The organism is Streptococcus sp. 27098_8_69, from assembly GCF_041432445.1.
Lineage (GTDB): Bacteria > Bacillota > Bacilli > Lactobacillales > Streptococcaceae > Streptococcus.
Genome location: NZ_JAPVZO010000016.1, coordinates 16,591 through 28,276, shown reverse-complemented (window position 1 = coordinate 28,276; position 11,686 = coordinate 16,591). Strand labels below are relative to the sequence as shown.

11 protein-coding genes are annotated in these 11,686 nt (G+C 37.7%); 2 read left to right on the top strand and 9 right to left on the bottom strand.

The window, feature by feature from the left end; genetic code table 11:
• Nucleotides 1-177 precede the first annotated feature (177 nt).
• The gene (argR, locus tag O3658_RS06805; protein WP_001231485.1) at nucleotides 178-624 is read right to left on the bottom strand and encodes an arginine repressor; all 447 of its coding nucleotides are present in this window, start codon (nucleotides 622-624) and stop codon (nucleotides 178-180) included.
• A gap of 141 nt (nucleotides 625-765) precedes the next feature.
• Here argR and argS point away from each other — a divergent pair, with 141 nt between their 5' ends.
• Together argS and O3658_RS06795 are read left to right on the top strand one after the other, a co-directional pair.
• Nucleotides 766-2,457, top strand: a complete 1,692-nt coding sequence (argS, locus tag O3658_RS06800) for an arginine--tRNA ligase (RefSeq protein WP_371560258.1) — start codon at nucleotides 766-768, stop codon at nucleotides 2,455-2,457.
• A 536-nt stretch (nucleotides 2,458-2,993) separates the two neighbouring features.
• The gene (locus O3658_RS06795; protein WP_000084856.1) at nucleotides 2,994-3,242 is read left to right on the top strand and encodes a hypothetical protein; all 249 of its coding nucleotides are present in this window, start codon (nucleotides 2,994-2,996) and stop codon (nucleotides 3,240-3,242) included.
• Between the two features lie 33 nt (nucleotides 3,243-3,275).
• On the opposite strand, the gene O3658_RS06790 is transcribed toward O3658_RS06795, so the two are convergent.
• The 8 genes from O3658_RS06790 to O3658_RS06755 form a co-directional block, all read right to left on the bottom strand.
• On the bottom strand, nucleotides 3,276-3,485 hold the full coding sequence (locus O3658_RS06790) for a hypothetical protein (protein WP_000040887.1): 210 nt from the start codon (nucleotides 3,483-3,485) through the stop codon (nucleotides 3,276-3,278).
• Between the two features lie 70 nt (nucleotides 3,486-3,555).
• Nucleotides 3,556-4,023, bottom strand: coding sequence for a class Ib ribonucleoside-diphosphate reductase assembly flavoprotein NrdI (gene nrdI, locus O3658_RS06785; RefSeq protein ID WP_371560255.1), 468 nt, complete (start codon nucleotides 4,021-4,023; stop codon nucleotides 3,556-3,558).
• Between the two features lie 75 nt (nucleotides 4,024-4,098).
• Nucleotides 4,099-4,632 (bottom strand): ABC transporter permease, encoded by a 534-nt coding sequence (locus tag O3658_RS06780; RefSeq protein WP_371560253.1) that lies wholly within the window; start codon nucleotides 4,630-4,632, stop codon nucleotides 4,099-4,101.
• Between the two features lie 61 nt (nucleotides 4,633-4,693).
• The gene (locus tag O3658_RS06775; RefSeq protein WP_371560251.1) at nucleotides 4,694-5,980 is read right to left on the bottom strand and encodes a response regulator; all 1,287 of its coding nucleotides are present in this window, start codon (nucleotides 5,978-5,980) and stop codon (nucleotides 4,694-4,696) included.
• Nucleotides 5,981-5,982: 2 nt separating this feature from the next.
• The gene (locus tag O3658_RS06770) at nucleotides 5,983-7,656 is read right to left on the bottom strand and encodes a sensor histidine kinase (RefSeq protein ID WP_371560249.1); all 1,674 of its coding nucleotides are present in this window, start codon (nucleotides 7,654-7,656) and stop codon (nucleotides 5,983-5,985) included.
• Nucleotides 7,634-8,248 carry a YesL family protein gene (locus O3658_RS06765; protein ID WP_045763088.1) on the bottom strand — a complete coding sequence of 205 codons (615 nt, stop codon included), beginning with the start codon at nucleotides 8,246-8,248 and terminating at the stop codon, nucleotides 7,634-7,636. Before O3658_RS06765 ends, O3658_RS06770 begins: the two co-directional genes overlap by 23 nt.
• 1,111 nt (nucleotides 8,249-9,359) lie before the next feature.
• Nucleotides 9,360-9,944 (bottom strand): DUF2625 family protein, encoded by a 585-nt coding sequence (locus O3658_RS06760; RefSeq protein WP_371560246.1) that lies wholly within the window; start codon nucleotides 9,942-9,944, stop codon nucleotides 9,360-9,362.
• 251 nt (nucleotides 9,945-10,195) lie between these two features.
• On the bottom strand, nucleotides 10,196-11,410 hold the full coding sequence (locus O3658_RS06755) for a pyridoxal phosphate-dependent aminotransferase (protein WP_045762715.1): 1,215 nt from the start codon (nucleotides 11,408-11,410) through the stop codon (nucleotides 10,196-10,198).
• Nucleotides 11,411-11,686 lie beyond the last annotated feature (276 nt).

The following is an 11,686-nucleotide window of genomic DNA, read 5'->3' as shown; positions in this document are numbered from 1 at the left end:
AGAGAGTGGGACAGAAATCGGTAATTCGTTAGAATTCGATTTCGTCGTCCCACCTCCGCACAGTTGAGTAGGGCTGTAAAAGCTGATGAAATCAGCGTAGTAGAGCCCACTCAACCACTGCGTCTTGCTCGACAATCCAAAGACAATTGAGAGGCTAGGACTTTTGTCCCAACCTCCTTATCTATCCTTCATCAAATCTAACAAACGATCTTCCATGAGTTTAGCAACATGCTGATCTCGGCAGATGACCAAGAGAGTATTGGCACCCGCAACTGTTCCTAAAATCCATTCATCCTTGTTGGCATCGACAACATTGGCTAAAACTGCGGCTTCACCCAATTTAGTGTGCAAAACTAAGGTAAACTCAGCTCTTGCTACACCTTCCAAATGATGGGATAAAAACTCAACCAGGTCAATCTTCTCTGTCTCATTTGCTAGTACGTAGTAGACCTTATCATTTTTCTTAACCTTGGTCAAGCCCAGTTCGCGAAGGTCACGCGACAAGGTCGTTTGCGTCACAAAAACATTGCGTGCTTCCAACCGATCCTGGATCTCTTTTTGAGTTCCTAATTTTTCCTCAGTGATCATTTGTTTGATTAACTGATGGCGTTCTCTTTTTCTCATAACATCCTCTCGAGTGAATATTTATAACATTTTCAACTATTTAATAAGAACATTATACCAAAAAAACCGAATATTTCAAAAAAATTCTTATCATTCCTCAAAATTGTGATAAAATAGAAGAAAAGTCCAAAGGAGTTTATAATGAATACAAAACAATTGATTGCTAGCGAATTGGCTAGCGTCATTGAGAGCCTGGATCAAGAGGCTATTTTAAATTTACTAGAACAACCCAAAAACTCTGATATGGGAGACATCGCCTTCCCTGCCTTTACTCTAGCAAAAGTTGAGAGAAAAGCTCCACAAATGATTGCAGCAGATATCGCTGAAAAAATCAATAGCCAAGCCTTTGAAAAAGTCGTCGCTACTGGACCTTATGTTAACTTCTTCCTTGATAAAAATGCCATTTCTGCTCAAGTATTACAAGCTGTTATCACTGAAAAAGAACACTATGCTGACCAAAATATTGGTAAACAAGAAAATGTTGTTATCGACATGTCTAGTCCCAATATTGCTAAACCATTCTCTATTGGTCACCTGCGCTCAACTGTTATCGGAGATAGCTTGTCACATATTTTCCAAAAAATCGGTTATCAAACAGTCAAGGTCAACCATTTGGGAGACTGGGGTAAACAGTTTGGGATGCTGATCGTTGCCTACAAAAAATGGGGCGACGAAGAAGCTGTAAAAGCTCATCCGATTGATGAACTTCTTAAACTCTACGTTCGCATCAATGCTGAAGCTGAAAATGACCCTAGCTTGGATGAAGAAGCACGCGAATGGTTCCGTAAACTTGAAAATGGAGATGAGGAAGCTCTCGCACTTTGGCAATGGTTCCGTGATGAAAGTTTGGTGGAATTTAACCGCCTTTACGATGAATTGAAGGTTGAATTCGACAGCTACAACGGGGAAGCCTTTTACAATGACAAGATGGATGCAGTTGTAGATATCCTTTCTGAAAAAGGACTTTTGGTCGAATCAGAAGGTGCCCAAGTTGTTAATCTTGAAAAATATGGAATTGAACACCCAGCTCTTATCAAGAAATCTGACGGTGCAACTCTCTACATCACACGTGACTTGGCTGCAGCCCTTTACCGTAAAAACGAATATCAATTTGCTAAATCTATCTATGTCGTTGGTCAAGAACAATCTGCTCACTTTAAACAACTCAAGGCTGTCTTGCAAGAGATGGGTTACGATTGGAGTCAAGATATTGTCCATGTTCCTTTTGGATTGGTAACAAAAGAAGGCAAGAAACTCTCTACTCGTAAAGGGAATGTTATCTTACTAGAGCCTACTGTCGCAGAAGCCATCAGCCGTGCCAAAGCGCAAATTGAAGCCAAAAATCCGGAACTTGAAAATAAAGACCAGGTTGCTCATGCTGTTGGAGTTGGAGCCATTAAATTCTATGACCTTAAAACTGACCGTACAAATGGATACGACTTCGACCTTGAAGCTATGGTATCCTTTGAAGGCGAGACTGGTCCTTATGTTCAATACGCCTATGCTCGTATCCAATCCATCTTGCGTAAAGCCGATTTCAAACCAGAAACAGGTGCCAACTATAGCTTGAATGATCCTGAAAGCTGGGAAATTATTAAACTCATCCAAGATTTCCCACGTATTATCAACCGTGCGGCGGATAACTTTGAACCTTCTATCATTGCTAAATTTGCAATTAGCTTAGCCCAAGCCTTTAATAAATATTACGCTCACACTCGTATCTTGGATGAAAGTCCAGAACGCGACAGTCGTTTAGCCCTCAGCTATGCAACTGCAGTTGTCCTCAAAGAAGCCCTTCGTCTGCTGGGCGTAGAAGCACCAGAGAAGATGTAATTCGCCAAAGTTACTTGATTGCAAAGCAATCTAAGTAACCAACGCCAAATCCTATTCGGACTTTGGCTAGGCGCCTCACTAGTCATGACCTCTAAATATTATCGATTTATGTCCTAAAACGTCGTAATCTTGAAGTTATTGGAACTAAAGTTCCTAATTGTTAGACGCTAGCCGCTTTTATGCGGACTAGCTAACTGCTTCACTAGTCATGGTCCCTAAATATAATCGATTTAGAGACCATGACGTCGTAAATGAGGCGAATTGCCTAAACGCTTTACTAATTTATCTAAACAATAACATCGATTTGGTTAGGTTCATGTCGCAATCTTAAAGTTACTGGATTGCAGAGCGTTCTAAGCAACCAATCCTAAACCTCTACGGACTTTTATTTGGTACTAGGGGCGGAGTGCATTACATCTACTATTTTAGATTAGCGATCACTTGCCTAATTTCTATATTGTCATTACTTGAAAAGCGAAAAATCTTTTTCGCTTTTCTCTTGCTATTAATTTCTTTATCACTTAGGGAGAGATTTTATGAGCCAATATGCTTATATTTTAGTTGTCATCAGTCTTGTCGCTCTTTTTCTCATCAACAAATACGAAAAGGAAAAACTACAAAGACTTCTACAAGAACAGCTGTTAAAGGATGAATCTTTTCGCGCTACTATCAAGGAAAAGATTCAAACAACAGAAAACATCAACGATGTCATCGACTACATCAATAAAGGATATCGTTTGGGAATTATGATTTCAAAAGAAATTGTTGAAGACATCAGAAAATAAAAAAAGGATTCGAGATGCATTTCTCGAGTCTTTTTATTTATTTCTGACAGCTAAGATTTCTACCAGGATAACAATCCCTAAGGATACCATGGTTCCAAATGGTGCTGCATCTTCATCAAAAATTTTCTCAGAGAACAGTAGCAGAGCAATCGCTAAGAGTAGCAAAGCACTGCAAAGCATAATATCCTTGAAGCTTGGTTTGCGTTTTATATACTTTAAAAATGATTTCTGTAGTTTACTCATTTCGATTGTCCCCTTTTTAAGTAAATCCTTTATTCATGGAATAAAACTCTTCCTCAGAAAATCTAGCCTCTTACAAAACTTCTAATTCATAGAGTTCCGCGATAATTCCTGCAACCTTTTTAATATCTCCCAGCATTCCACGCATCTCAAAGTCAGCTAGAACAGGGAAACCAAAGCGTTGGCTGTATTGTTTAGCCGTCAAACAGTACTGGTTGTTAAAGTTCCGATTGCCTGATCCTACGACACCAAAACACTTGCTGGCATTGTCACCGTAAGCGATAAAGTCGCCTACTGGAGTGGTCAAAATCTCCACATCACCATTGTCAACTCCATTGCCACCTTCTAGATAAGTTGGTAGAAAAGCGACATATGGATTGGTCATCTCAAAGAAATTCTCTCCCTCCTTGACCAAATCTTTAATATGGATCTTTTCCACTTCAATGTTCCCATACTGTTCTAAAAGGTATGCCTTCAGACGTGTGACGAAACTTTCGGTATTCCCACTCAGACTGATATAGACTAAGGAAATTTTTTTCATGCTCTCCTCCTTCTTTTTTGAATTCAAAAAAATAACTACCAAGATTGTATCTTGATAGTTATCCTTTGTCAACTCTTAGGCCAGTTCTTCCTCTTCTTGAGCTTCTGTTAATTCTTTTTGCTGACGCCACATTTTATAGAAGACGATTGCTAGGAAGATAACATTGAGTACGATCCCAAAAATGGCTGAACCTTTGGCACCAAGCTCCGCTCCCATACGGATGTTAGGATCTGTAAAAAGTGAAACCGCATCCTGAACGCCGATAAAGTTGTAGATAGAACCAACGATGGCAACGAAGATATAACCAAGATAAGTGTAGTTAGCCAATTGAAGGTTTTTACGAATAAGGAAAACCAAAGCCACAACAACTAGAATAACAGATAAGACAACCAAGAGAATGCTGAAGACAGAATGGCCATGCTCCGATACCTTAATGGTGTAATCAACGAGCTCCTTAGCATAAGTAGCATTAACACCTGATGCTGATGTTTCTAGATTGCTCATACCCTCCGCAGTAGGTACTGGAGATATGATTCCAAATAGTGACATTGCTGAGAGTAAGGCTGAAAAAATCAGTAATACCCATAGATAGATTGGTTTCTTTTTCATCAAAGCAACCCCCTTATGTTTTTTAGTTTATTATAGCATATTTTAACAAGCAAAACAAATCTTATAAGTTTGCTTCCACCTGTTTACGGTAGGCTTTAGGAGACTTCCCACACAGCTTTCGAAAGACCTTATAGAAATAACCAACATTACTGTAACCAACCGTATAGCAAATATCCTCGATACTATCATTAGTAGATAGCAAGAGCTGCTGGGCAGCCTTAATGCGTTGCTTATTGAGAAGCTCAGCAAAGGTGGAATTGGTTTCCTTCTTGATTAGCTGTCCCAAATAAACGGGATTGATAAAGAGATCCTTACTGATATCCTTGAGGGAAAGTTCTTTTTTGTAGTCTCTACCAATGACTTCAAGCACACTAACTACATTTTCATTCATGCGGTATTGACCAAAGAAGGATGTCAAGGTCTCCTTGGTATAAGCGACTAAATCCTCAAAAGTTGTAATAGCATGAATGTTCTTGACAATATCTGTCATGTCGTCTGCTTTCAGATGTTCAAAAAGATGGAAAACATCCATGACAAACTGGGTAAAGAGCTGCTTGGTAATGGATACCCTTGGTGTATTTTCAAGGACAATCTTCTCAAGCAAGGTCAATTCATCAATAATCTGCTGAAGATTTCCCTGGATGATCACTCGATAAATGGGTTCGTAGTAAGAAAAGAGACTTTCAGACTGATCTAAATTGACCGAACCATAAAAGAGTGTCTTTTCAACATCACGCTTCCATTTTTCAAAGTTGGCTTGATAAAGGGCTTCAAAAGGCATGAGCAACAAGCCCTCAAATTCCTGATCTGCAAGGATAATTTGCCAATCTTGCCCCAGAACGTAGTAAGGAATGACAAAATTCCCTTGTTTTTCCTTGGAAAGTCCGATCCACCAATTTTCTTTTTGGCTGAGATGAGCCTTGAATGCTTCTTCATCTAGTTGCTGACTCAATATTTCTGGCTCATGAGATTGTTCACCAAGCTGACTGGCAATTTTTTCAAGCAAGCGTTCAAGCTCAACCTTATCGACTGGTTTGACCAGATAATCAACGACATTGAGATTCATGGCTTTTTTTACATAGTCAAATTCTTGATAGCCTGAAAGGAGGATATAGTAAGCATTTGGCAACAACTCCTTCATCTCCCCAATCATCTCAAGCCCTGTCTTGTCAGGCATATTGACATCAGAAATGACAATATCTACGGGATGTTCTCGAACGTAGTCCAGAGCGTCGTCAGCATGATTGGCTGTTGCAACTACTTCCATATCCCATTTGTCAAAAGGAATCAAACGTTTGAGTCCTTCTGTAATCATGTACTCATCGTCAACTAAAAGTACTTTATACATCTTTATCCTTTCTCTTCATTTTGAATGGTGATTCGATATCGAACACCTTCTTTTTCAACTGATTCTACACTGATGTCATAGCGGTCGCCAAAGTAGAGTACAAAGCGTTCGTGCACATTGACAATCCCAATGGACTGGCGTTTCCCACTATAATCCACCGTATGTTCAAAAGTTCTTTGAGCTAATTTATCCTGGATCTCTGCTAGCTTATCAGCAGGCATTCCACGCCCATTATCGGTTACCAAGATTTCGACATATCCTTCTTTTTTCAAGGCCTTGATACTAATCACATTATCTGTACGTCGATGATCAACTCCGTGGGCAAAATAATTCTCCACCAAGGGTTGGAGGGTAAATTTTGGAATGCGCATTTCTTCCAATCCAGGGTCGATTTTAAATCCGTAAGCAATGGATTTTGGATAACGCACCATACAGAGATAACTGTACTTCCGACAAAATTCCACTTCTTGCTTCAATGTTGTTTCTCGCTCATCAGAGATGTTGTTGCGCAGGAGACTACTGAACTCATAGATAATATCCGCTAGTTCATTTTGATTTTCCATGACCGCGTACATCCGTAAAAACTCCAGAGTATTGTACATAAAATGTGGATTTATCTGAGCTTGTAGGGCGCGCATATTGGCATCTTTTTGACTCAGTTCAAGTTGGTAAATATCATGGATATTTCTCTCCAATCGATCCAACATATCATTTGTTGTCTCAGCGATTACAAGCAATTCCTGGTCTTTTTTCGTGAGATCAATTCTTTTACCTTGCTCCCCTTGCGCAATATCATGGATTGTTTCCACTAGGTCAACAACCTGGGTTTGATACTTCGAAAATGTTTTTTTCAAGGTTACATATAAAATAACGATAAAGAGGAGACTCAAAGCAAGAATAAAAACCGAACTAGAGATACTCCCACTAAGGACATAATCCCTCGGAACTGCAACCTGAACCTGATAACCATGAGCTGTCTCATCTTGCAACCATTCCTCTCGATTACTTTTTTCACCTTGGTGAAACATATCCGTTTCAAAAGGAGAGGTGATGCTCACAGCAATTGGGATATTTCCTCTGGTATTGTCAATAGCCTTATAAAAAACATCGGAAGATACAGAGACATAAATAACACCAAGAGCTTGATCCGATACTGGATCGGATACGGGAATGGCGAAACTATTGGCATCTGGCTTAAAGGCATCTGCAGAAACCTTGTAACCACTACGATTGTCCCTCTTCGAAACATAAACTTCTGTCGAGTCTTGCAAGACAATGGCTACGCCCGTTACAAAATCATTGCGCACATAAAGGTCATCGATATTTTCATAAATGGATACAGATATATAGGGCGATGCTTTACGCTCCAGTTGCCAATAGAAATAATCTGGTGTACTGAGGCTAAAATACTTATAAATTCCCTCGATTCGCGCTTGATTCTCTACTAAACTTTGGGCTGAACGCGCTGATTCTCGATAATAATACTCAACCTCACTCACTGTCCGAGTCAAAACCCGCTGGGAAACCTGTCTTGCTTCTTTTTCTCGACTATCCCAGTTCACATAGGAAATCAACAGGGCAAAACTAGCAATGATGACAATCATCACCCAAGTATAGGTTCGAAGGAGTGAATGAAGCCAAAATTGTTTCATTCTATTTGGACGCCAATTTTTCATGAATGCTTTCATAAACAGGCTCCAATAAATCACTAATAAAGAAATGCCACATACCAATCCCTACAAAAATAATGAGGGCAGGCATATAAAACCCAATAATGGCTAACAAGACGCTACCAAGAAGAACTTTAGCCACTGCTGATAAGCTCATAAAAATTCCGATAAAGGCAAGCTTTAAGGTATTTTGATAGGATAAGTCAAAATAAACTTGTAATTTTAGAGAAACTGTATAAGCCAAAAATACCAAGGCTACCAAAAAGATATTTAGAAAGGTTGCTGCCAAGTGGATAATGGTCTGATGCGGCAATTGGATCATGAGATACAAACCATAAATCAAGATCAAGTCAAGTCCCATAAAGGTGTAGAAACTGAGATTGCTTTTTACAAAATTGCTCTTATAAAGAGTCCAAGCCTCTTTAAAACCATAGGCACGGTAAGAATAACCATGTTCTGCGAATAAACTCATGATAGTCGCACTAGCTGGTGCTATACCAAAAACCACACCTCCTGCTAGTGTCAATAACCAAAAATAAGCCGTTGCAATCATCCCCAAAAAGAAACGATGAAAGACTAGCTCAATAAAATTTCCCACGGTTTGCCTCCAAAAAAATAATCTAGAACTATTATAACATATTTCAAGCGCTCTCAAAAATAGGAGGAGAGAAAAGGCAGCGAGAGTTGAACCTGCTACCTTTTAGAAGCAAGTTCGGAGCAGGTATCCATCCTTGTCAAATGGCCAAATGTTAGTTTATAAAGGATAAATATAATTGTTTAATAATGTTATTTGTACTATAATAAAGATAGATAGAGATAGAGATACCGATCAATGACCAAAGGAGTTTTCAGAAAAGGTAAACATATTTGCAGTTTAAATAATGACTATTTAAATCAATTATTGGATTTATAAAATAACGAAAGGAGTATGAGCCATGACTATTTTTATTTTAAGAACTACTTTGTTTTTTATTGTGCTTGGATTGAGTCTTTTCTCTGATAAATTGTTCAAACAACAATATGTAAAAATCGTAAAAATAATTTGCACTATAATCTTATTATTCGTTTCATTATCATATCTGTTCTAAGTTATTTTAAGAATACAGGAATTTGTTTGTCCTGTATTCTTTTCTTCTGCCAAAATGTACATTGATCAAATAAATGACAAGTTGATAAAATTAATATGTAATTTCAAAACAAGATAAAAACGCTCTAGTCATATTGTCTAGAGCGTTTCTCTATATATCCGAACATCTAATTTATTTCACAAAGAATGTAGTTTTTCGGTTAATTTTTATTGCAATACATCGAAATTTTAAAATTCAAGAATCGCGTTAAATCAAGGTTTTTAAACATCTAATAATATGCTTTTCTTTTATTTTAAAGACTTTTTGCCCGACCTTATTTCATTGTGAGATTTATTATCTACACTATTTGACTTTTTCTTTTGCCAACCAATATGTGAGGCCTGCTGATGAAATTGCTGACAAAAGGATTCTCCTTTTAATTTTTTTCTATTTTTGTTTATCATATATTTTAATGTTTGTCTATCAGTCACACATTCGTAATACACATTTATACAAAAAAGCTTTTTGCTTTGGAATCCTTTAATAATAACAGTTTACATTAATGATTATTTCCCATTTAATACTATTTTACTGTGCGTACTAATTTCAAATATCTTTTTCATGCATTGTACCCTTTATTTATCACATCCTTAACTGTCTATAAAAATCAGCATTCATTTCTAACAATTCTTTAAAAGGGACTATTTTTCTAACTGCACCTGATGGAGTGTACTCCATTGACCAAATAAAAGGATAGGTCAAAACAACTTCATTTTTTTCAAGCGATAAATCTAATGTGAACAAATCTGGTACTATCAGTTCTTGATAAAATGTGTCTAACTGATTTGTCGTCACCCAATACAAAAAGTCCTTATAATCTATCTCCAAATCCTCCCATTCTAATGTATCGGGAGCGAAATATTCTATTACATTTAATTTTTCAATATTTATTGCAAATAGACCACACAAGATATCATAAGCTATCAAACAACGATTCGAATTATAACATTTTGAAAACAATTTATTACAGTAACTGAGGCCATTCTCTGAATCATTCCCCAAAATTTTTAAATAACCATTCACAGTTACATAAGAAAAATGTTCTAAGATAAACTTCAGTTCTTGTGGTCTTTCTATACTATCCGTTAGTTTTTTGTTAAATTCAAGGAATTTAATATCATTAGAACTTTTATCAAATTCTGCAATAATCTTTTTCGTAGTTAACATTTTATTCGTCTACCCTATCCCATTCAATTTTACACTCTTGCTCATTTTTATTTATATGCACAACATTAAAGAAGTTCAATCGCAGATACTTCATTATCTAAATCAACAAATTCAAACTTCTCAGGATATTGCAGATAATCAATACATTTTTTTAAACATGAAAAAACTCAGAGAAACAATGTTAAAATCATCAAAACATTTGATTTCTCTGAGATAAAATTTGCTGATTGTACTCGAAACCTAGTTCGTTCTTATCTACGATACTGCTTCAAGAAACGAGTCATCTTTTCTTGGATTTGGGCTAACTCATCTACGCGTGGCAGATAAACGATACGGAAGTGATCTGGTTCTTTCCAGTTAAAGCCTCGTCCATGGACCAAAAGCACCTTCTCTTGCTTCAAGAAATCAAGGACAAACTGTTCATCATCATCGATACGATACATATTGCGATCAATTTTAGGGAAGATATAAAGACCCGCTTTAGGTTTAACTGCTGACAAACCAGGAATATCTTGAATGGCATTATAAATGAAGTTTCTTTGCTCGTAGATACGACCACCTGGCAAGAGCAATTCGTCCACCGATTGGTGACCACCTAGTGAAGTTTGAACAACCTGTTGAGCCAAGACGTTGGAACAAAGGCGCATGTTTGAAAGCATGTTGAGACCTTCAATATAGCCTTTTACATGATGTTTAGGTCCAGACAAGACCATCCAACCCACACGGAAACCAGCGATACGGTGAGATTTAGACAGACCATTCATGCTAACACAGAAAAGGTCTGGAGCCAAACTAGCTACTGGTGTGTGGACATTGCCATCCATAACCATACGGTCGTAGATTTCATCCGCAAAGATAATCAAGTCATTTTGACGAGCAATCTCGATAATATCTAACAAGAGTTCTTTGGGATAGAGGGCTCCCGTTGGATTATTTGGATTGATTAAAACGATAGCCTTAGTATTTGAACTAATCTTAGACTTAATGTCATCTAGGTCTGGATACCATTCAGCTTCTTCATCACAGACGTAGTGAACGGCATTTCCTCCAGCCAAGCTAACTGCAGCTGTCCAAAGTGGGTAGTCAGGCATTGGAACCAAGACTTCATCGCCATTATCCAAGAGACCTTGCATGGACATAACAATTAACTCACTAACACCATTTCCAAGATAGATATCATCAATACCTACATTTGGGAATTTTTTGAGCTGACAGTACTGCATAATAGCTTTGCGGGCTGAAAAGATACCTTTTGAATCTGAATAACCTTCACTATCACGCGCATTCATAATCAAATCATGGATAACCTCATCTGGTGCGGTAAAACCAAACTCAGCTGGGTTCCCTGTATTCAAGCGGAGGATTTTTTCCCCATTTGCTCGCATACGCATGGCTTCCTCAAGGACTGGTCCACGAATATCATAAGCCACATGCTCCAATTTGATTGATTTGTTAAATTCTTTCATTTGAGTTCCTCAATTCATCAGGATAGTTAATATTATACCACTTGATAGAAAAATCGTAAATCGCCTAGTACTATTCCACAAAAAAACCTTGCTTAACGCAAGGTGAACAGAGCAAGGTCGATTTCTTTCTATTTTTGGGAGAAGAAAGAGAAAAATATGCACCTCTAGTAAGATATACGTCTAAATCTAAAGTCTCGCATATAAACTTCGAATCGAAAACGAAGGCATCGTTATGGGTGATAGTTGCATGAACTCATGAATTTCTTCCTGTGTCCA